This window comes from Bacteroides luti, from assembly GCF_900128905.1.
Taxonomy (GTDB): Bacteria; Bacteroidota; Bacteroidia; order Bacteroidales; family Bacteroidaceae; genus Bacteroides; species Bacteroides luti.
The window spans coordinates 185,184-209,054 of the sequence record NZ_FQTV01000002.1; the positions used below are offsets into that span (position 1 = coordinate 185,184).

Consider the following 23,871-nt stretch of genomic DNA (forward strand, 5'->3'; position numbering starts at 1 on the left):
ATTAATCAATTAGTATAGAAATATTGTTTTATATTCTGTGATATTTAGCAAAAGTATGAAATAAGATGAATAAATAAAATGGAATATTATACGTATTTATTCATTATTATACAGATGTACGAAAGTCTATTGTTTGAAATGAATTATCATCATACTTTTGTTGAACAGTTATTTTAAATGTTAGTTCTATGAAAAAAATCTTCTTATTCTTTTTTATTCCTTTTTTATTTTCTTTTCAGGTAAATCCAGATAAGATACATATATATATTGCCGGCGATTCGACTGCGCAGACGTACGATACAACAAAAACTTTGCAGAGAGGTTGGGGGCAATTCTTATCTCTCTATTTTAATGATAAAGTCGAAGTAATTAATAAGGCAAAAGCAGGAAGGAGCACAAAGTCTTTTCAGGATGAAGGACGATGGGCTGAAATTGTTTCGAATATAAGAAAAGGCGACTGGGTTATTATTCAATTTGGTCATAATGATACTTCTGACAAACCAGAACGCCATGCTTCTCCCGAAGATTTCAAAAATAATCTCATTAAGTTTATTACAGATGTTCGTCAGAAGAAGGCGAATCCAATCCTTCTTACTCCTGTAGTTATGCGTACATTCAAAGATGGAACTTTAGTAGACGATCGCCTTAAGCAATATCCTGGTATTACACGAGAAGTTGCAAAAGAATATAATGTTCCTTTGATTGATGTTAATCAAAAAACAAGAGACCTAATATTAAAATTAGGGGATGAAAAATCAAAGTCTTTATATATGTGGCTTGAACCCGGCGTAGATCCTTCAAAACCCGATGGGGCCAAGGATGATACTCATTCTTTAGAGGCAGGAGCTATGCAAATAGCAAAATTTGTGTCAGGAGGAATTAAAGATTTGAAATTAAGAGGATTATGTAAATATGTTAAGTGAGTTAAAATCATCCATTCTGTGAATATTCCATGCAAATGTACAATTGTCTATTGTATGTAATTAGTGTTTAATCTATTTTTGCAACATAATTTAATAATTAAGGTTCTTACAATTAACAAAAGTGAACTTTTTAAAAACCAGTTAAACTTATAAATTTATGGAAAACAAAAAGCAAGTAAAACAGCTGAGTCTTCTTGGATCTTATCCAAGGCTTTTGCTCGTTGTCCTATTTTCTATGGTTGCTTCATTTGCGTTTGCTCAGAATAAATCCGTATCGGGTTCTGTAGTTGATGCAAAAGGCGAACCAATCATTGGTGCCAGTGTATTAGTTAAAGGTACTTCAAATGGTACTATTTCTGATATGGATGGTAATTTCTCTCTTAAAAATGTTCCCAACAATGCAACTTTACAAGTTAGCTTCATTGGTTATGTAGCTCAAACAATATCTGTTGCTGGAAAGAATACTATTAAAGTAGTATTACAGGAAAATTCTCAGGTTTTGGAAGAAGTAGTTGTAGTAGGTTATGGTACAGCAAAGAAAAGTGATGTAACTGGCGCTATGGCACGCGTTGGTGACAAAGAACTGAAAGCAATGCCGGTTAAGGATGCTTTCCAGGCAATGCAAGGAAAAGTGGCAGGTGTTGATATCACAAGTAACCAACGTCCGGGTGAAACTGGAAGCATTAAGATTCGTGGTGTTCGTTCTTTAAGTGCAGACAATGATCCGTTATGTGTTGTTGATGGAATGGTTATCCAAAGTGGTGGTATTGATAATATTAACCCAAGCGATATAGAGTCAATTGATATATTGAAAGATGCTTCTGCAACCGCTATTTATGGTTCTCGTGGTGCTAATGGTGTTATTCTGGTAACTACAAAGCATGGTAAAGAAGGCAAAATATCTTTAAACTACTCTGGTTCAGTAACCATGGAGAAAATGTATGATGTTACTGAATATATGGATGCTGCAGAATGGCTAGATTATGCTCGTTTGGCAAAATACAATATTGGTACTTACAAATCTGCAACACCTTCTTATGCCGCAGATTATGCTGCATGGGGGTCGGTAGCTGCTTCTTTTGCTAATATAGCAAAAGCCTGGACAGATAATAATACTGTATATGATAGAACTAAAGTAGGTAATTTTGACTGGAGTAAATATGGTAAACAAACAGGTATTTCAACAGAACATACATTGAGCGCGTCTGGTGGTACTGATAAGTTCCAGGGTTATGGTTCATTTGGCTATTTACGTCAGGAAGGTACACAACCAGGTGAGCTGTTTCAACGTTATACTGCAAAGACAAGCTTTGACGCTTCTCCATTAAAATGGTTCAAAATGGGAACATCCATGAACTTATCATGGGGTGATCAGGATTATGGCTATAACTTTGCAAAATCAGTGACAGGTGCTGGTGATTTGTATTCTGCTTTGAAAGGAATGCTTCCTTGGACAGTTCCTTATGATGAAAATGGTGATTATATTCGTAACCCAGCAGCAGGTGATGTTAATATCATCAACCCTATCAATGAACTTAAATATACAGTAAATAATCGTAAGACACTTCGTGCAGCAGGTAGCTTTTATGCACAGATGGATCTTGGAGAATTATGGGCTCCTTTGAAAGGTTTAAAAGTTCGTACCCAGTTTGGACCTGAATTCAAATATTATCGTACAGGTACTTTCTATGATAAAAGAGGTATAAATGGTGATGGTAACAATACTGCTACTTACAATAATTATCAGACACTTGCCTGGACATTAGATAATTTGATGTATTACGATCGTACTATTGCTAAAGATCACAAAATTGGTCTTACTTTGATGCAGTCATCATCAGCAAGTCATTATGAATATGGAACTATGAAAGCTCTCGGTGTTGCTACTGCTTCTGAGCTATGGTACAATATGAGTTCTGTTAGTTCTTTAAATTCATTTGGTACAGGGTTAACTGAGTCTCAGATGGAATCATATATGATGCGTGCTAACTATAGCTTTAAAGATAGGTATTTATTAACAGCTTCAATTCGTTGGGATGGTGCTTCTCGATTAGCTGATGGTAACAAATGGTCTAGTTTCCCATCTTTGGCTTTAGGTTGGCGTATTGATCAGGAAAGTTTTATGAAAGACATTAAATGGGTGGATGCATTAAAACTTCGTTTAGGTGTAGGTACAACAGGTAACTCTGCAGTACCAGTTTATGGAACTAAGGGTGGTGTATCTACTTTATATTATAATTGGGGTGCTACAACATCTTCTATAGGTTATGTTGCATCTGACCCTTCACAGGCATCTCCAGCAAAAATGGCAAATCCTAAATTAGGCTGGGAAAGAACTACACAGTATAACTTAGGTTTGGATTATGGTTTTTTAAAGGGACGCATCAATGGTAATATTGATGTTTATAAAACCCAAACAAACGATTTGCTAATGGCAATGTCTATTCCTTCATTGACTGGTTATACATCTACTTATGCTAATGTTGGTAAAACTGAAGGTTGGGGTATTGATTTACAGATTAATACAGTAAATGTTAAAACGAAAGATTTTACATGGACAACAGGTTTAACATGGTCAAAAGATAAGAGTAAGATTACAGAACTTGCGAATGGAAACAAAGAAAATATAGGTAGTGCATGGTTTGTTGGCAAAGAAATTGGTGTTTTCTATGACTGGGTATATGATGGAATCTGGAAGACTTCCGAAGCTACTGAAGCTGCCAAGTATGGCCGTCAACCAGGACAAATTAAAGTGAAGGATTTAAATAAAGATGGAAAAATAGATGCCAACAATGATAAAAAAATTGTAGGTTCTATACGTCCAGCATGGTCTGGTGGTATGACCAATACATTCAATTACATGAATCTTGAGCTTTCATTCTTTATCTACACTCGTTGGGGTTCAACATTCAAGGGTGGTGCAGTAACATTGGATGGACGATATATGCAGCGTAAAGTTGATTATTGGGTAGCAGGAACAAATGAAAATGCTAAATATTATTCTCCAGGTTCAACTAAAAGTGAAAGCGCCGATACTTATAATTCTGCAATGAATTACCAGGATGGTTCATTCATTAAAGTACGTAATATCAATCTTGGATATAATTTTAGTCAAAAACAGCTGAAGAGCATAGGTTTTAGTTCTTTGAAAGTTTATGCTCAATGTATGAATCCATTCATGATTTATAAAAAATGCGATTTCTTGGATACAGATCTTTCTAGCTATGATAACAACACTGTAACTACAGGTTCTGCAACGACTACAAGAGGTCTTGTGTTTGGTGTTAATGTTGGATTCTAACTTTAAAACAGAAAATTAAGATGAAAATAAATAAATTTTTATTAGCAGCAGTGATGGCAGGTACAGTAGGTGCGTCCATCACATCTTGTAGCAGTGATTTCTTGAATGAAGATCTGACTACGCAATATAGTACTCAACGTTTCACCACTCAGGATGGTCTTGATGAGTTGGTTACAGGTACTTATCAAAAATTAAAATTCAAATTCAACTATATCTGGGGTATTGAAATGTTTAACTTGGGGGTTGATGAATTTACTGATGCCAATAACTCTATACCAAGTTTCAACTGCTACAGTGCTGACTTGAATTCTGCAGAAACTGGAGCTAATGCTCCTCTTTGGGATAATATGTATGGAGGTATTGAATCTGCTAATACTTTGATTCAGAATATTCCTCTCTATTACGATAAGAATAATGCAAATTATAATACTCGTTTAGGTGAAGGTTATTTCTTGAGAGCATTCTTCTATTTACAGTTAGTTTCTCAATATGGTGGTGTACCTTTGAAATTGCAACCTTCTACAAGTGTTGAAACTTACTTTACCCGTGCTACTGAAGAGGAATGTTTCACTCAAATTATATCGGATCTGGAACAGGCATATAGTTTATTACCTACTACTCCTGCTCAGACTGGCCGTATAACTAAATGGGCTGCAGCTCACTATTTGGCAAAAGCTCACTTAACACGTTCTAGTGAATTGCATTCATCATGGAACTCTTCATACATTTCTGACGATTTAGCAAAAGTCATTAAATATGGAACAGAAGTAGTTGCTGCCCATCCATTATGTAATGATTATGTTAATCTATGGGACTATACAAAGGCAAATAGTGCTAACGAAAAAGTATCTGAAGTAGTTTTAGCTGCTCAGTTCTCGGATGACCAAACTACATGGGGACGTTATGGTAACCAGATGCACTTGTATTATCCTTCTGTTTATCAGGATCTTGCAGGAACAAAACGTGATATCTCTGGTGATCGTGAATTCTCTTATGCATGTGCTACAAATTATTCGATGGATGTATTTGACCGTGTAAACGATTCACGTTTCTGGAAATCTTTCATTACGACTTATGGTTGTAATACCAATTCTGGTGCTCCTGCATGGACTGCTGCAAATGCTCCACTTGGTCCAACAGGAACTGTTGTCGGAGCAAAACGTTTTAAAGGTGGTGAACTGGCTATTAAATATATAGTTAATAACGCAGGTGATTCTCGTTATGCAGCTGTTTCTGGTGACCCAACTGGCGTTCTGAAAGATGGTGTTATGCAGAATACTCACACTTTTGTTCGATACTTCAAAGATGAATCACAGGCATGGGTTGGTCAACACGGAAACGAAGGATATTATGGTATACAGAAACGTTCTGTTGCTTTGTCTAAATATCGTGATGGTTATCGTAATGCTGTAGCATCTCAGTTTGGTACACGTGATGCTATTTTAGCTCGTTCTGCTGAAGATGTTTTAATGGTAGCAGAAGCTTATATCCGTCAAGGTGAATCTCAATACAGTAATGCAATTACCTGGATTAATAAACTAAGAGATCGTGCTGCATACAAGGCTGGTGAAGATCGTACTAAACACGTAGATGGTGGACAGGCTTATAAGAATAATTCATATTGTAATGGTTTAGGTGGAGGTTTCTCTGCTGATGGAGCTATCTATTGGGATAAGAATACTTATTATGAATCAAATAATATGGCTGTAACAACAGATGCTACTGCAACTGCATTGCATATTAATTCTGTTTCAGATGTATATAATTCTACTGTTGATTCTCCAATATATCAAAAATTAGGTTGCACAACCAACGCTCAAAAGATGATGTGCTTCCTTTTAAATGAACGTACTCGTGAACTTTGCGGTGAAACATTACGTTGGGAAGACTTAGCTCGCACAAAAACTCTTGAAGCTAGATGGAAAGCATTCAACGATGGTTTTGTAAGAGGTAACACGGTGTTTAATGCTTCAACTCATTATTATCGTCCAATACCTCAGTCTTTCTTAGATAACATTACCGATCAAAATGGAAAAGCATTAACTGCTGAACAAAAACAGGCAATGCAGAATCCTGGATATTAATATTTAATCTTAATTTAATAAACGCCTTGTATACAAAATGTATACAAGGCGTTTTTGCTTGTTTTTACATGTATTTGTACGTAAATACATTCCCTGATACAGTAAGATGAACTATTTTTGAATACAATAATAACTGTTACAGCTAATACTATTTTTAAAAATGAAAAATGTTTCTAGAAGATTATATTTTGTTTCATTAGTAGCTTTTTCTATAAATCTGTTTGCTCAGAAAGAGTATAGAGATATGAAACTATGGTACGAAAAACCTGCGACTCGTTTTGAAGAAGCTCTTCCTTTAGGTAATGGAAGAATAGGTGTAATGGTTTATGGTGATGTAAATCATGAAACTCTTAATTTGAATGAATCAACTTTGTGGGGAGGCGGCCCAACAAATACTAACCCAACTCCTGATGCCCCTTCTTATCTTCCAAAAGTTCGTGAACAACTGTTTAAAGAAAACTGGGATGGTGCTTCTGCAATATTAAGAAATATTCAGGGTGGAAACTGTCAGTCATTTGTTCCGATGGGTAATCTTTATATTAATCAGGATTTTACCTCCAAAGCAACTTCATATTATCGTGAACTAGATTTGAATCGTGCCATTTCTCTTACTCGTTTTACTATAGATAGTGTTGAGTATACTCGTGAAATATTTGTATCAGCAAAACAACAAGTTGCTGTTATTCATCTTACAGCTTCAAAACCTGGTAATCTGAACTTTTCTGTAAATGCTGATACTCCTTTTGAGAATGCAATGATTCGTAGTATTTCAAATAATGAATTTGTTTTATCAGGTCAACTTCCTTATCAGATTAATTCAGCTAGGAATTTCCCATTAGAATATGTTGGCCCTAATGGTGAAAAGGGAATGAGATATCAATATAGGGTAAAGGCTCTTAGCTCTGATGGATCCATAACTACTGCACCTTATCTTCAAATAAGTAAAGCATCAGATGTAACTCTTTATATTTCTGCTGCCACAAGTTTTAATGGATTTACTATGCGTCCTGATACTCAAGGAAAAGATGAAGATAGCATTGCTTCTAATTATCTTAAAAAAGCGTTAGAGGTTCCTTACGAACAGATAAAGCAAGAACATATATTAGATTATCAAAACTATTTCAATAGAGTATTTTTAAATATCGGAAGTAATAGCGCTTCAGAGTTTCCAACAGATGAGCGTCTCCTGGCTTATGCTAAAGGTAAGGCTGATCCATCTCTGGAAGCTCTTTATTTCCAGTTTGGTCGTTATTTACTTATCTCTTCTTCTCGTCCTGGTGGTACCCCAGCCAATTTACAAGGAATCTGGAATAAAAATCAACGTCCTTCTTGGGGGAGTAACTATACCACGAACATTAATCTGGAAATGAACTATTGGCCGGCAGAAACATTAGGATTAAGTGAGCTTACTCAACCTTTGATCAATTTTATCGGCAATCTGTCAGTTACAGGAAAAGAAATTGCAAAGAATTTTTATAATATGAGTGGATGGGCAGTGCATCATAATTCTGATATTTGGGCGCATGCAAATCCTGTAGGTCACCAAAAGGGGGATCCGAAATGGGCAAATTGGGCGCTGGGCTCACCTTGGTTATCTCAACATTTATATGAACATTATCGTTTTACTAAGGATGTGAATTTTCTACGAGAAACTGCTTATCCTTTGATGAAAGGTGCAGCTTCTTTTTGCAAGGATTGGCTGGTTGAAAAAGACGGTTACTTAATTACAGCTCCTTCTACTTCCCCCGAAAATGTGTTTATTGATGATAATGGTAATAAAGGTGTGGTTACCATTGCTTCAACTATGGATATGGAAATTATATGGGATTTGTTTACTAATCTTGTAGAGGCATCGGAAGTGCTGAATGTAGATAAGAGTGAACGTACTGAATGGGAAAATATTATAAAAAGGCTTTATCCATTACATATTGGAAAAGATGGAAATTTGATTGAATGGTATAAAGACTGGAAGGATGCTGAACCACAACATCGTCATGTTTCTCACTTGTTTGGTTTGCATCCGGGAAGAGAAATTTCTCCTCTTTTTACTCCAGAGTTAGCTGCTGCTTGTAAGAAGACATTAGATGTTCGTGGTGACGGAGGAACAGGCTGGAGTAAAGCTTGGAAAATTAATTTTCAGGCTCGCTTGTTTGATGGTGATCATGCATATAAAATGTATCGTGAGTTATTGTCGACTTCTACTTTACCTAATCTTTTTGATACTCATCCTCCTTTCCAAATTGATGGTAATTTTGGTAGCATCGCAGGAATAGGAGAAATGTTACTCCAAAGTCAAAATAATGAATTACATTTACTACCAGCTTTACCTTCTGCATGGTCTGTTGGCGAAGTAAAAGGTTTATGTGCACGTGGTGGTTTTGTTGTAGACTTACAATGGAAAAATCAGAAATTGACGGGAGCAACTTTACTTTCTAAAATAGGAGGTACTTGCACCTTGCGTACTTCTGTTCCATTGAAAGTTGCCGGTGTATCTGTAAAAAGTCACAAAGATGGTGCATATTATGTTACAAAACTAAATACTAAAACAGGGAAACAATATAAATTGTTACCTAAAATTTAATAGAATAAATAATGAAAAGAGTTCTAACAACACTGTTCTTATTATCCTCTTTAGTAATAGCAGCTCAGCCAAACTATAACTTTTCTACAATGAAGCGTGAAAAGCTTGGACGAGGAATTGTAGCTGTTCGTGAAAATTCAAAAGATGTATTTGTTTCGTGGAGGTATCTTTCTTCTGATCCGATGAATGTAGGATTTAATGTTTATCGTGATGGAATTAAATTAACAAAGGAACCGATTGTGAAAGGTACATTTTTCAGAGATTCGGATTCTAATTCGGAAAAGAAAAACTATACTGTAAAACCTGTAATACAGGGAAAAGAAAGTGAAGAATTATCAGGTTCATATACACTTCCAGCCAATGCTCCAGTTGGCTATATAAATATACCTCTTGATAAGCCGGCTGATGGTGTTACTCCGGATGTTCAAAAATATACTTATTCTCCGAATGATGCTAGTGTTGGCGATGTTGATGGAGATGGTCAATATGAAATTATTTTGAAATGGGATCCTTCCAATGCTCATGATAATGCACACAATGGATATACCGGCAACGTTTACTTTGATTGTTATCGCCTGAATGGAGAAAAACTTTGGAGAATTGATTTGGGAAAGAATATTCGTGCTGGAGCTCATTATACCCAGTTTATGGTCTTTGATCTGGATGGAGACAATAAAGCTGAGGTTGTAATGAAAACCTCTGATGGAACTGTTGATGGTAAAGGCCAAATTATAGGAAATGCAAATGCCGATTATCGTTCGGAGAGTGGTCGTATCCTTACTGGATCTGAGTATCTGACTGTTTTTAATGGACAGACAGGAGCTGCCATGTCTACAATTGATTATGTTCCGCAACGTGGAGATCTAATGGGATGGGGTGATGATCATGCTAACAGATCAGATCGTTACCTGGCTTGTGTAGCTTATCTGGATGGGGTTCACCCTAGTGTTGTAATGTGTCGTGGATATTACACACGTACTGTGCTTGCAGCTTTTGACTGGAATGGGAAAGAGTTGAAAAATCGTTGGACCTTTGACTCTAATATTCCAGGAAATGAAGGTTATGCCGGACAAGGAAATCATAATCTTCGTGTTGGAGACGTAGATGGTGATGGTTGTGATGAAATTATCTATGGAGCTTGTGCCATAGATAATAATGGTAAAGGACTGTACACTACTGGAATGGGGCATGGTGATGCAATGCATATGACAGCCTTTGATCCTTCCAGTAAAGAGCTTCAGGTATGGGATTGTCATGAGAATCATCGCGATGGATCTTCTTTCAGAGATGCGCGCACCGGAAAAGTTATTTTTCAGGTAAAGAGCTCTGTCGATGTGGGGCGTGCTATGGCTGCTGATATAGATCCATGGAATCCTGGAGTAGAAATGTGGTCTTTGGAAAGTGGTGGAATACGTAATTTTAAAGGTGGAGTAGTTAATCCTGATAAAAAAACTCTTCCAGTAAATTCTGCAGTGTGGTGGGATGGTGATTTATTGCGTGAGCTCCTTGATAAGATAACTATTAGTAAATATTACTGGAATGAAGGTGAATGCCGACCTCTTTTTGTTGCCGATGGCTGTTCCTGGAATAATGGAACAAAATCAACCCCTTGTTTGCAGGGAGATATTGTTGGCGACTGGAGAGAAGAAGTATTACTCAGAACTTCAGACAATACTGCTTTGAGGTTATATGTTTCAACCATTCCTACAGAATATCGTTTTCACACATTCCTTGAAGATCCGGTTTATCGAATCAGTATTGCTACACAGAATGTGGCATATAATCAACCAACTCAACCAGGGTTTTATTTTGGCCCAGATTTGAAAGGAATATTTAGAGGATATGATTTTATTTTGAATAAATAGTACTAATTTTATCCAAATAACAGCTTATACATGTATATGAAAAAAGTAATACTACTGATTGCTGCAATGCAGATAATTTCCGGATTTTCATTGTATGCTCAGAAAAAAGAAAAAATAAACGATTCCAATTCACCTCTTCATTTATTGCAACCAGCTTACAAAGTTCCATACGGTGAACTTTCAACCGGGGCAATTAAAAAAGATCTTTCCCGTATTCTTACTTATCTGGAAACTGAAACTCCAGCGCGTGTTATTGATAAAAACACGCAAAAAACGATAACCGATTATAGTAAAATTGATGAGAATGCTCAGTTAGATAAAGGAGCTTTCAGACTTGCCAGCTATGAATGGGGAGTAACTTATGCTGCAATGCTTGATGCTGGTCTGGCAACATGTGATAGTCGCTTTTCCGACTATGTTTATAATCGATTCCGCTTTTTATCAGAAGTAGCTCCATCGTTTAAAAAAGTATTGGAAAATACTGGATCAACAGATCCTCAGATGAGACAAATCCTTGCTCCTCATGCTCTTGATGATGCAGGAGCTATGTGTGCGGCTATGATTAAAGCCAGCAGACTGAATGCTTCATTACAGCTTAATCCATTGATCAACAATTACATGAATTACATAATGTATCATGAATATCGTCTTTCTGATGGAACCTTTGCACGTAATCGTCCTCTGAAAAATACTCTTTGGCTGGATGATATGTTTATGTCTGTGCCTGCTATTGCTCAGATGGGAAAACTTACAGGAGAGGAGAAATACTATAATGAAGCCGTAAAACAGATTCTGCAATTTTCATCACGAATGTTTGTCAAAGAGAAAGGACTTTATCGTCATGGTTGGGTAGAGGGCATGAAACAGCATCCTTCTTTTCATTGGGCAAGAGCTAACGGATGGGCTTTACTCACATTAGTAGAGACTCTTGATGTGTTGCCTCAGTCTCATCCTCAGTATGATGCAATAATGGAACAATTGCAAGCTCATATTGCAGGTTTGGCTGCATGTCAATCGGGTGAAGGTTTCTGGCACCAGCTTTTGGATAGAAATGATTCTTATCTGGAAACTTCAGCTACTGCAATATACGTTTATTGCATTGCACATGCAATAAATAAGGGATGGGTTGATGCTGCAGCTTATGGTCCTGTTGTTCAGCTTGGATGGCATGCTATTTCTACAAAGATTAATGCACAAGGTGAAGTTGAAGGTACTTGTGTAGGTACGGGTATGGGATTTGATCCGGCATATTATTGTTATCGTCCGGTAAATACATTCGCAGCACATGGTTACGGGCCAGTAATCTGGGCTGGAGCAGAGATGATTAAGTTATTGAATAGTCAATATCCCAGAGTGAATGATAGTGCTGTGCAATATTATTCAACTCCACAAAATACAGCATCTCCAATTTTTAGTGCAGATGCAAATGTTGGACGTCCGGAAACAATTGTTGCTGGCAGTAGCCGAAAAAATGAAATTGCTCCTGTTGTATTTGTAATTGGTGATTCAACAGCGAAAAATGGTCAGGGAAAAGGTGACGGCGACATGTGGGGATGGGCTGCTTTTTTTGATAATTTCTTTGATACAAACAAAATTACAGTTGAGAATCATGCCCTTGGTGGAATGAGTAGTCGTACTTTTCTAACAGCTGGTTTATGGGAAAAGGTTCTTTCAGGTATTAAAAAAGGAGATTATCTCATTATCCAGTTTGGTCATAATGATGGAGGCCCGTTGAATACCGGTCGTGCCCGCGCTTCTTTGAAAGGTACCGGTGAAGAATCAGAAACTGTAATAATGGAACGTACCGGAGGTCCTGAGGATGTATTTTCTTTTGGACATTATATTCGTTTGTATATTCGCCAGGCAAAAGCACATGGGGCTATACCTATTGTTCTTTCTCATACTCCAGGTAATAAATGGACAGGAGAAAAGATGGATCGTTGCGACGAAACTTATGGTAAATGGTCAAAAGAGGTTGCAGAACAAGAAGGTGCATATTATATTGACGTGAATGACCGTAGTGCCCGTAAGTTCGAGTCTCTTGGAATAGAAAAAACAAAAGCATATTATAAAGATAATGTGCATACTACTTTTGATGGAGCTATTTTAAATGCAAAGTCGGTTGTTGAAGGGTTACTTGATTTACCAAACTGCCCTTTAAATCAATACATAAATAAGTCAGCTTTATCCAAAGATTATAAAGCTGCTGATAAGCCGTTATTCAGAGATCCGATTTTTGATGGAGCAGCAGATCCTATTGTTGTATGGAATAAACAAGAACAAAAATGGTTTATGTTCTATACAAACCGACGGGCAAATATGACTAATAGCAAAGGCGTTGACTGGGTGCATGGAACTCCAATTGGAATAGCAGAATCAACAGATGGCTCTTCCTGGAAATATCGTGGAACAGCCAATATTAATTATGGCTCAAAAGATGCAACTTACTGGGCTCCGGATATTGTTGAGAACAATGGAATTTATCACATGTTCCTTACTGTTGTTCCAGGCATCTTTACTGACTGGAGTCATCCAAGAGAGATTGTTCATCTAACCAGTTCAAACCTGATAGATTGGAAGTTTGTATCTAAATTATCTTTAGCTTCGGATAAGGTGATTGATGCTTGTATTGTTAAAGCTCCTGATGGAATGTGGCGTATGTATTACAACAATGAAAAAGATCATAAATCTATTTATTACGCACAAAGTAAGGATCTGAATACATGGGAAGATAAAGGTAAAGTTATTGGCGATAGGGCAGGTGAGGGACCTAAGGTTTTTGCATGGAAAGGAAAATATTTTATGATTGTAGATAACTGGAATGGTCAGGCTGTTTATTCATCAAATGATATGGATAATTGGAGACGTCAGGAACATAATATTCTTAAAGAACCTGGTAAAGGTATCGATGATGGAACCAATGGCTTGCATGCTGATGTTGTTGTTAATAATGGGAATGCGTATATTTTCTATTTCACTCATCCGGGAAGAGTTGCTACACCATCCGGGAAATTGGATAATTACGAAACCAGACGTAGTTCTGTTCAGGTAGGAAAACTGGAATATGAAAATGGAGAGATAAAATGTGACAGAGATAAACCTGTTTACATTAACCTAAGATAAAAACAAATTAAAAAGAAAAACACAATGAAAAGAGAAGCTTTTAAAATGTATCTGAAGCCAGGTTTTGAAGAAGAGTATGAAAAAAGACATGCAGCTATTTGGCCTGAATTGAAAAAAATGCTTCAGGAAAATGGCGTTTCAGATTATTCCATATATTGGGATAAAGATACAAATATTCTTTTTGCATGTCAAAAAACAGAAGGTGGTAGTTCGCAAGATCAGGGAGATAACCCGATAGTTCAGAAATGGTGGGATTACATGGCCGATATAATGGATACAAACCCGGATAATTCTCCGGTTTCAATACCTCTGAAGGAAGTCTTTCACATGGATTGATATTGTATTTTAGATGAAGTTTGTTAATAATACGATTTAGATTTTTACTTTCTGAAAAGATTTATATTGTTAGGCAAAAGCTAATGATTATTTTTTATACTTTTGCTTAGCAATATAATCTTAATGTTTTTAACATGAAAAAGCAATCCCTTTTTTTACTTCTTTTTTTATTCTTTATACTGCGTTCTTTTGCGTCAATAGAAATACGCTCCAAACAGATTACTACAAGTAATGGCTTAGCTAACAATTCTGTCCGATATATTTTTCAGGATAGTAAAGGCTTTATTTGGATGGGTACTCTTAATGGCTTATGTCGTTATGATGGAAACTCATTTCTTACCTTTAAACCACAGTTTGGAAATAATCTCTCATTGGTTGACCATCGGATTTATGATCTGGAAGAAGATAAAAATGGTTTCCTTTGGATAAACACCTCGGCAGAGCTTTATAGTTGCTATGATTTGAAGCATGATTGTTTTGTTGATTTCACAGGAAAGGGAGAATTAAAACAAAGCTATTCAAAAAAGTATATTGCTAAAAACGGAGATGTATGGTTATGGCATTCCGGAAACGGTTGCAGGCAGGTGAAATATGAAAATGGCGCTTTCACGTCTGTTACTTATAAGAAAAAGAATGGAAACCTGACAAGTGATTTGGTTATATTTGTTTCTGAAGATTCAAGAGGAAATATATGGATTGGAACGCAACGTGGACTTACAAAAGTAACCGGAGGAAGTAGTACTATAGTAGATCGAAGTAGATCGTATTTCAAGTTGTCAACTTACAAAGGACAAACTTATTTTCTAACCGACAGAAATGAGATTCTTTGGTATAATCCGGTTAGTAATAAGTTGCAATCTATTACCTCATCTTCTCTTGTTGAAGGAATTGCAACTCCTACCGGCTGTCTAGAATTAAATAATGAATGGATAATCTTTACCAACAATGGTATCTATGTCTTTAATTTTGACACCAAAAAATTATATAAGAATAATAGTCTATTTAGTGAAACAATTCTTTCTGGTTCTACTCTGATCGATAATAAAGGTAACTGCTGGGTATATAACCATACAGGTAAAGTGTGGTATGTTAATGTTCGAACAAAAAGAGTAAAAAGCTTCCAGTTGATTCCGCAAAATAAAATAAACTATATCGATAATGAGCGATACCATTTTGTACAGGATTCCAGAAATATAATATGGATATCAACTTATGGTAATGGCTTGTTTGCTTATAATATAGCAAAGGATGAATTAGATCATTTTACTTCTAATATTAATGGCTTTAGTCATATCAGTTCTGATTTTCTTCAGTACGTTATGGAAGATAAATCTGGTGAAATCTGGGTGAGTTCTGAATTTGCTGGACTTTCTAAAATAACAGTTCTGAATGAAAGTACTAACCGTATTTATCCGGAAGATAAATCTTTATCCGACCGCTCAAATACCATTCGAATGATATCGAAGATGAATAACGGAGATATATGGATAGGTACTAGAAAAGGCTCTGTTTATGTTTACGATTCTCATTTAAACATGAAGTCGGTTATGCATAACTTTCACACAAATATCTATGCAGTAAAGGAAGATGCTTCAGGCAAAATATGGATTGGAAGTAGAGGAGATGGATTATGTATTGATAATGTGTGGTATAAACATGATTCTAGTAATCCTAATTCAATTTCTGAGAATAATATCTTTGCTATATTAAAAGACAGCAAAAACAGAATGTGGATAGCTACATTTGGAGGTGGACTTGATTTGGCTGTACCACAGAATGGCAAGTATATTTTTAAGCATTTCTTAAATCAGTTCTATGGTCAGAAGCAGGTTAGAGTACTTTTACAAGACCGAAATGGAATGATTTGGATGGGAACCAGTGCTGGCGTTTATGTTTTTAATCCCGATTTACTAATAAAAAACCCAAGTGCTTATTATACCTTTAACTATAATAATGGCAAACTGAAGAGTAATGAAATTCGTTCCATTATGGAAGATAAGAATGGACGTATATGGATTGGAACTTCGGGTGCTGGATTTAGTACTTGCCAGCTAAGTAAGGATTATCAATCGATTGTTTTTGACCATTATACAACTCAGAATGGATTGGTGAATGATGTTGTTCAGTCAATAAACGAAGATAAAAGCGGTAACTTATGGATTGCTACTGAATATGGAATGTCTAAATTTTATCCGAATTCTAAAATTTTTGAGAATTATTTTTTCTCAAGTTATGCGTTAGGCAATGTTTATGGTGAAAATAGTACCAGTACATGTGCTGATGGGAAACTTATTTTTGGAACAAATTATGGCTTATTAGTCTTTGATTCAAGAAAGATAAAAAGATCTTTTACTTCTTCACCTGTCGTCTTTACAAGTCTTAAAATTAATGGTATCAACGTTAGTCCGGAAGATCAGGATTCTCCATTGAAACAATCAATTTCTTATTCAGATAAGATAAAGTTGCACTACTCTCAAAACTCTTTTGTGCTCGATTTTTCTTCATTTAATTTCTATGAATCAGAGCTTACAAGATATTCATATAAGCTAGAAAATTATGATAAAGATTGGAGTGTTCCTACATCTTTGAACTTTGCTGCATACAAAAATCTGCCTCCGGGTGAATACGTATTAAAGGTTAAAGTATGTAATGGCTCGGGTGTGTGGGATTCACGTATAACAACGCTTGAGATTGAAATTGCTCCTCCTTTCTGGCGTACTACATGGGCTTTCCTTATTTATATTATTGTTTTTGGAGCAGCTTTATATTTTGCTTATAAAATAGCACGTGATTTTACACGGCTTCATAATAAGATTCAGGTAGAAAAGCAACTTACAGATTATAAACTGGTATTCTTTACCAATATCTCTCATGAATTCCGTACACCGCTAACTCTTATAAAAGGTGCTTTGGAGAGAATTCAGCGAATGGATCGTATTCCTAATGAATTTGAACATCCATTGCAAACTATGGAGAAAAGTACAAATCGTATGGTTCGATTAATAGATCAGTTACTTGAGTTCAGAAAGATGCAGAATAATAAACTGGCACTTTCATTGGAAAATACGGATGTTATTGCATTTATAAATGAAATATTCTTGAGTTTTAACGACACTTCGGAATCAAAGAATATGGATTTTCAGTTTAATTCTTCTGTAGATTCCTGTAAGATGTTTATAGATAAGGAAAAACTCGATAAGATAGTCTATAATCTCCTTTCAAATGCATTTAAATACACACCTTCCAAGGGAAAAGTGAGTTTGATTGTTACTGTAGATAATGAGACGAATAATCTTCTTATTCAGGTAAAAGATACCGGTGTAGGAATTCCTAAGGAGAAACGTTCGGAACTGTTCAACCGTTTTATGCAAAGTAATTTCTCAGGCAATAGTATTGGTATCGGACTACATTTGGTTCACGAGTTGGTAGGAGTACATAAAGGTACAATATGGTATGAAGAAAATGTGGGTGGCGGGTCTGTCTTTAGTGTAACTCTGCCGCTAGATGAAAAAGTTTATAATGAAGCAGACTTCCTGATTCCTAATAATGTGCTATTGAAAGAGGAGCATATTATGAATAATGTGAAGCTCACTGCTCAGGAATCTCAGGAAATGGAAGCAGTAGCTCCTTTAAATAATTATAAAATACTTATCATTGAGGATGACAACGATGTGCGTCAGTTCTTAAAAGAAGAAATCGGTGTTTATTTTGAAGTTGAAACTGCCGAAGATGGTCTTGCCGGAATTGAAAAGTTGCAGGAATATGATGCGGATTTAATTGTATGTGACGTGTTAATGCCGAGAATGAATGGTTATGAAGTAACAAAGAAACTGAAAGAAGATTTCCAAACCAGTCATATTCCTATTATTTTGCTTACAGCCTTAGGTACTCCCGAAAATCATTTAGAAGGAATTCAAAGTGGTGCTGATGCATACATATCTAAACCTTTCAGCGTAAAATTACTATTAACTCGAATCACTAAGCTGATTGAACAGCGTGAAAAACTTAGAGATAAGTTTTCAAGTGAACCGGGAGTAAAGCGTCCAGCCATCTGTTCTACAGATAGAGATAAAGAATTTATTGACAAACTGCATGAAATTCTTGAGAAAGAAATTGCTAATGCAGAGTTCTCAGTTGATGATTTTGCAGCAAAAATGGAATTAGGTAGAACTGTATTCTATAAAAAGGTAAAAGGTATCACTGGACATTCTCCGAATGAATATCTTCGAATTATTCGTATGAAGAAAGCTGCGGAATTGCTTATCTCTACAAACTTGACTGTAGCAGAAGTGTCTTATAAAGTGGGAATTAACGATCCTTTCTACTTTAGTAAATGCTTTAAATCACAGTTTGGTATGGCACCTTCTATTTATCAAAAACAAGGCTAATTAAAAAAATAATTCAAAATTCTTTGGTAGATTCAGAAATGTTTCTACCTTTGCAATTGTTATAAGATTGTAATGATTACAATTTTAGAAATAAAACTAAAAAGGAATGAATGCATACGATAAATTAATTACATATAACATTAAACCATCAGTGCAAAGAATTGCCATAATGGATTATTTGTTGAAACATCGTACGCACCCAAGTGCTGATGTTGTTTATTCAGCTCTAAGCAAATCAATACCAACTTTGTCAAAAACAACAGTATACAACACGCTGAAGCTTTTGGCAGAGCAAGGAGCTGCATTAATGCTCACAATTGATGAAAACAATGTTTGTTTCGATGGTGATACTTCACCTCATTCTCACTTTCTGTGTAAAAAATGTATGAAGATTTATGATTTACCTATATCTTCATCGGAGCAAGAGGTTAGTGGTTTGAACTCGGATGGGCATGTTATAACAGAAATACATTACTATTTTAAAGGCATTTGTAAGAATTGCCTAAACGATAAAAATATTGATTAACTCATTAAAACACAACGAAAATGAAAAAATTTAGATGTACAGTTTGCGGTTACGTTCATGAAGGTGATTCAGCTCCAGAAAAATGCCCATTATGCAAGGCTCCTGCCAGCAAGTTTGTAGAAGTAGAAGAAACTGTAGGTGCTTTAACTTTTGCTGACGAGCACGTTGTTGGTGTTGCAAAAGGTTGCGACGAAGAAATGATTAAAGACCTTAACAATCATTTCATGGGAGAATGTACTGAAGTTGGTATGTACTTGGCTATGAGTCGCCAGGCTGATCGTGAAGGATATCCTGAAATTGCCGAAGCTTTCAAAAGATATGCATGGGAAGAAGCTGAACATGCTTCAAAATTTGCTGAATTGCTAGGTGATGTTGTTTGGGATACTAAAACAAACTTACAGAAACGTAAAGATGCAGAACAAGGCGCTTGCGAAGATAAAAAACGTATTGCTACACGTGCAAAACAACTAAACTTAGATGCTATTCACGATACTGTTCATGAAATGTGTAAAGACGAAGCTCGTCATGGTAAAGGCTTTGAAGGTTTATATAACAGATACTTCAAATAATAACCAGAGCTAATAGATTGCATTATATTAGATTTGTTTTAAGGTCTACTTCTTATTTATAAAGGGAGTAGACCTTCCTGTTTTTAGATGTACACTTTTTCATGATAATCTGTACAGTCTTTATTTGTTGTATCCTGATATTTAAGTTTGGCTTAGCTCAATCATTGCACTAAAGATCTATTTCCTTGTAATTCTTAGCAGGATACTTTATTTTTGCATTTTATAAATTATTAATCAGATAGAGGTTTAATGGGTAAAATTGTTTATGAAAAGAGGATCGTAGAAAAGATGATCCGAATTTATTGCAGGTCGAATCATGATCAGGAAGAACTTTGCGATGAATGCAGAGAGTTGCTTGATTATGCTTTGTTGCGGTTAGATAAATGTAAGTATGGAGACAAAAAGAGTGCTTGCGGTAAATGTACAACCCATTGTTATAAGCCTGTGATGCGGGAAAAAATAAAGAGAGTGATGAAATTCTCCGGTCCTCGAATGCTTTTTCATCACCCTCTCGATGCTTTTCGTCATTTATTGAATAAATAAACTCTTTAATAAATTTCCGGGTACTATTTATTTAGCCGGTTTTCCAAGAAGAACCTGATCAATAGCTCTTTTAAAGGTAGACTTGTCTGCAGATCCTACAATTACTTGAGGATCACCTTTCTTTGGAATAAACAATATAGTAGGCAGATTTTTGATACCAAGAGCGCTTGCTAATTCACTTTCATTGTCAACGTTTACCTTGTAAATTACAATTTGGTCTTCGTATTCTTTTGCCAATTCTTTCATAAGCGGAGCTACCATTCTGCAAGGGCCACACCAGTCTGCATAGAAATCAATAACTACTGGTTTATCTCCTTTGAATTTCCATTCTTTAGTATCTTTGTAATCGGCTACGTTTTTCAGATATAAGTCATTGTTCATCTGAATAACGACTCCTTTTTCCGGTTTGTCTTTCTTCTCATTTTGAGGAACGGCAAAGGAATAAATAACTATAGCAATAACAGCTATAGCAGCAATTAATAGTATTTTTTTCATGTAATCTTATTTATATTTTTCTATTATTTCTTTTAGATCTTCAGCCTGCATAACTCCAGATTGCCTCCACAATGGTTCGCCGTTTTTGAATAACATTAAGGTCGGGATTGATTGAATGCGGTATTTTGCAGCGAGATCTTCATTTTGATCCACATCTATTTTAATGATTCTGGCAGAATCACCAATTTCTCTTTTCAAGTTCTCGAGAATCGGTTTCATTGTTTTGCATGGTCCGCACCATTCTGCAAAGAAATCAACTAAAACCGGATTATTGCTTTTTATTACATCGTTGAATTTTTCCATAGTTACTTTATATTTGAAATAAAAATAACTGTTTATTTTTAAATAAGAGCTTAGAACTTATAAATTATTAAGGGAAAACATCTGAAATTATTCATTTGTTCTCCCTATTAATATTTTATAAGCCTAATGGCATTTATTTTCAACGATATGGAAATTCTTTTATTTGCTGAATAACGGTAGCACCAGAAGTACTACAGACAGAACAATCAGGATGGTTATTGTACCCCATCCGATAATATTATTAAGAGGCTTGTTTACGTATTTACCCATTATCTTCTTGTTGTTTACAAGCAGAATCATACAGATAAGCACAACCGGAAGAAGCATTCCATTGATAACCTGAGACCATAACGAAATAGCTATAAGCGGTGCGTTAGGAACCAGAATTATAAGAACCGAGAAAATCAATATCCCTGTATAAAGTATATAAAATTCTTTGGCTTCATCCCATTTCTTATCTATACCAGCTTCGAAACCGAAGGCCTCGCACACATAGAATGCAGTTGCCAGTGGAAGAATAGTAGCCGAGAAGATAGATGCGACAAATAAACCAAATGCAAATAACTGAGAAGACAATTCTCCGGCAAGAGGTTTCAATGCTAGTGCCGCGTCTTTAGCTTCGTTAATCTGTACTCCATTTGTATGCAGGGTAGAGGCACACGCCACAATAATAAAGAAAGCAACAACTACGGTCGCAATACATCCTACAACAATATCGATGAGAGAATATTTGTAATTCTTCATGGTCAGTCCTTTTTCAATGACAGACGACTGCATGTAGAACTGCATCCACGGAGCGATTGTGGTACCGATAATACCGATTACCATAGCCAAACTCTGAGAATTGACCTTCAAATCAGGATGAACCATTGCATGTCCTATTTCTCCCCAATGTGGTTTACCCATGATGGCTGCAACCACGTACATTAATAGCGAAAGACTGAATATTAGGAATATCCTTTCTGCAATCTGATACGTGCCTTTTACAACAAGTACCCATACCATTATACCTACTATGGGCACAGATATATATTTGCTTACACCAAATACTTCCATACTTCCCGCTACACCGGCAAACTCAGTTGTTGTATTACCAATATCAGCTACAAGAAGACCGATAAAGATAAAGAAAGTAACCTTTACACCGGCGTTTTCGCGGATTAGGTCGGCCAATCCTTTACCGGTAACGATACCCATGCGGGCATTCATTTCCTGAATAACGATCAATACAATGAATGACGGTATAAGAGTCCAGAGAAGATTATATCCGTAAACAGCACCGGCTACAGAATAGGTGGTGATACCACCTGCGTCGTTATCTACACTTCCTGTAATAATACCTGGTCCGAGAATAGCCAGAAACATTGCAATCTGGCTGAACATATTCTTTTTATTTTTAAACATGAGAAATAGCTGTTTTTTCTTATTTGTTTGTTCTGCGTTTGTTAATTAAGTCTTCAATTACGTCGTCAATAACAACCATACCTTGCAGTACATCGGCATTATCGACAACAGGAATTGCAAGCATATTGTACTTTGATACAATTTTCGCAATCTCGTCAATATCCTGATCATCTCGCAGACAAACAGGCGAAGGCTTCATAATCTCATTGATTGTAGCCTCGGGCGAGGAAACTACTATGTCTCTTAACGACACGGTTGCAATCAATACTTCTTTTTCGTCAGTTACAAACAAATTATATAATGTGGCAGCTTCTGGCTTTTTCTCTCTCAATTCGTTGAGTACATCATTAACCGTCTTCTCCTTGCTGAAAGAAATAATTTCGGTTGCCATAAGACTACCCACAGAATCTTCAGGATAATCTAGCAATTCACGCACTTCTTCGGAAGTTTTCTTCTCCATTTCGTTAAGAAGAAGTTCGGCTTTTTCTTCCTCTAGAGCATTAAGGATATCGGCAACTTCATCGGCCGGCATCTTGTCGAGCACGTCGGCCGCCTTTTCAATGGAAAGACTTTCAATGATATGCACCTGTGCATCAGCTTCCATCTCTTCAAGTACGTCGGCAGCCCTTTCTTCATCCAATGATAAGAATACATCGGCACTGGCTTTCTTGCCTAAGTCCTCAATAATATCGGCTAAGTCCGATGGGTGAAGAGTTTGTAGTTTGGAATGGCTCTTCGATAGCTTGATATTCAGATTTGAAAAGTCGATAGCTTCAACATCTTCCCATAAAATAAATTTAGCAGGGATGCTTACTTTGAAGTAAGAAAGGAAAATCTTAAGCGGTTTGGCAATCCCGATTCTTCTTAACAGACCTTCGATACCTATATCAACCGCAACGGCAAAAGTGCCATTAGCTACAGAAACAAGACGTATGTCGTTTACACGAACCAGCTTTCTTCCGTTCAAATCAACAATCTGTTTGTCCAGAACCACACTAGCTAAATAGAGATCGTTATCAATGTTTTCCTGAGGCAATTGAATAAGTTGAGAACAGCTGACCTTGAGTTTACCATTGATTTTCTGAACTTTAAAATGCTCAAAAGAGTAAAATTCGGTTTTATCAGGGCTTTTTATTTTAATACCTGTAACAAGGGGTCTTTCTGTCTGATTCGTATTGTCTGCATTAACCAGCAGATCTTTTACGATACCAATATACTGTCCGTTTACATCAAAGATCTTTCTTCCGATTACACGGCTCAGATAGAACGTCATAAAAGAGTTCATATGCTTCTTTTCTTTTTATGATATAGATTAAGAAGCATGCACAAGCGGATGCTAACCTAACTACATCAGGTTAATAATAAACTAAATATATCCGCAGGGCCTTCGTCCATTTTTTAATGATTTTTGGTTTGCGCCGCAAAAGTAA

15 protein-coding genes and 1 pseudogene are annotated in these 23,871 nt (G+C 36.1%); 12 read left to right on the forward strand and 4 right to left on the reverse strand.

All coding sequences use genetic code 11. The annotated features are described in order from the left end of the window. Window positions 1-188: 188 nt before the first annotated feature. The 12 genes and pseudogenes from BUC21_RS02545 (at window position 189) to BUC21_RS02595 (ending at window position 20,239) form a co-directional block, all read left to right on the forward strand. The gene (locus tag BUC21_RS02545) at window positions 189-923 is read left to right on the forward strand and encodes a rhamnogalacturonan acetylesterase (protein WP_073398953.1); all 735 of its coding nucleotides are present in this window, start codon (window positions 189-191) and stop codon (window positions 921-923) included. 157 nt (window positions 924-1,080) lie between these two features. Further along, complete coding sequence (locus BUC21_RS02550; protein WP_073398954.1) at window positions 1,081-4,224, forward strand: SusC/RagA family TonB-linked outer membrane protein; 3,144 nt, start codon at window positions 1,081-1,083, stop codon at window positions 4,222-4,224. 20 nt (window positions 4,225-4,244) lie between these two features. Further along, complete coding sequence (locus BUC21_RS02555; RefSeq protein ID WP_073398955.1) at window positions 4,245-6,308, forward strand: RagB/SusD family nutrient uptake outer membrane protein; 2,064 nt, start codon at window positions 4,245-4,247, stop codon at window positions 6,306-6,308. 160 nt (window positions 6,309-6,468) lie between these two features. Further along, window positions 6,469-8,889 carry a glycoside hydrolase family 95 protein gene (locus BUC21_RS02560; protein WP_073398956.1) on the forward strand — a complete coding sequence of 807 codons (2,421 nt, stop codon included), beginning with the start codon at window positions 6,469-6,471 and terminating at the stop codon, window positions 8,887-8,889. 11 nt (window positions 8,890-8,900) lie between these two features. Continuing rightward, window positions 8,901-10,754, forward strand: a complete 1,854-nt coding sequence (locus BUC21_RS02565; RefSeq protein ID WP_073398957.1) for a rhamnogalacturonan lyase — start codon at window positions 8,901-8,903, stop codon at window positions 10,752-10,754. 36 nt (window positions 10,755-10,790) lie between these two features. Beyond that, window positions 10,791-12,170: pseudogene (locus tag BUC21_RS16565) on the forward strand (glycoside hydrolase family 88/105 protein); the annotation flags it as partial. Between the two features lie 81 nt (window positions 12,171-12,251). Continuing rightward, window positions 12,252-13,877 carry a family 43 glycosylhydrolase gene (locus BUC21_RS16570; RefSeq protein WP_262483226.1) on the forward strand — a complete coding sequence of 542 codons (1,626 nt, stop codon included), beginning with the start codon at window positions 12,252-12,254 and terminating at the stop codon, window positions 13,875-13,877. A gap of 24 nt (window positions 13,878-13,901) precedes the next feature. Beyond that, on the forward strand, window positions 13,902-14,213 hold the full coding sequence (rhaM, locus tag BUC21_RS02575) for an L-rhamnose mutarotase (RefSeq protein WP_073398959.1): 312 nt from the start codon (window positions 13,902-13,904) through the stop codon (window positions 14,211-14,213). 134 nt (window positions 14,214-14,347) lie between these two features. Further along, window positions 14,348-18,601, forward strand: coding sequence for a two-component regulator propeller domain-containing protein (locus BUC21_RS02580; protein ID WP_073398960.1), 4,254 nt, complete (start codon window positions 14,348-14,350; stop codon window positions 18,599-18,601). A gap of 106 nt (window positions 18,602-18,707) precedes the next feature. Further along, window positions 18,708-19,127, forward strand: coding sequence for a Fur family transcriptional regulator (locus BUC21_RS02585; RefSeq protein ID WP_073398961.1), 420 nt, complete (start codon window positions 18,708-18,710; stop codon window positions 19,125-19,127). A 20-nt stretch (window positions 19,128-19,147) separates the two neighbouring features. Further along, entirely contained in the window at window positions 19,148-19,696 is a 549-nt protein-coding gene (locus tag BUC21_RS02590; protein WP_073398962.1) for an NADH peroxidase, read from the forward strand. A gap of 249 nt (window positions 19,697-19,945) precedes the next feature. Beyond that, complete coding sequence (locus BUC21_RS02595) at window positions 19,946-20,239, forward strand: nitrous oxide-stimulated promoter family protein (RefSeq protein WP_073398963.1); 294 nt, start codon at window positions 19,946-19,948, stop codon at window positions 20,237-20,239. A gap of 27 nt (window positions 20,240-20,266) precedes the next feature. Here BUC21_RS02595 and trxA (BUC21_RS02600) read toward each other — a convergent pair whose 3' ends face one another. The 4 genes from trxA (BUC21_RS02600) to BUC21_RS02615 all read right to left on the reverse strand — a co-directional run bounded on the left by trxA (BUC21_RS02600) (window position 20,267) and on the right by BUC21_RS02615 (window position 23,726). Then, entirely contained in the window at window positions 20,267-20,734 is a 468-nt protein-coding gene (gene trxA / locus BUC21_RS02600) for a thioredoxin (protein WP_073398964.1), read from the reverse strand. 6 nt (window positions 20,735-20,740) lie between these two features. Further along, window positions 20,741-21,037 carry a thioredoxin gene (gene trxA / locus BUC21_RS02605; protein ID WP_073398965.1) on the reverse strand — a complete coding sequence of 99 codons (297 nt, stop codon included), beginning with the start codon at window positions 21,035-21,037 and terminating at the stop codon, window positions 20,741-20,743. 159 nt (window positions 21,038-21,196) lie between these two features. Beyond that, on the reverse strand, window positions 21,197-22,441 hold the full coding sequence (locus tag BUC21_RS02610; protein ID WP_073398966.1) for an Nramp family divalent metal transporter: 1,245 nt from the start codon (window positions 22,439-22,441) through the stop codon (window positions 21,197-21,199). 19 nt (window positions 22,442-22,460) lie between these two features. After that, the gene (locus BUC21_RS02615; protein WP_073398967.1) at window positions 22,461-23,726 is read right to left on the reverse strand and encodes a magnesium transporter MgtE N-terminal domain-containing protein; all 1,266 of its coding nucleotides are present in this window, start codon (window positions 23,724-23,726) and stop codon (window positions 22,461-22,463) included. Between the last annotated feature and the right edge of the window lie 145 nt (window positions 23,727-23,871).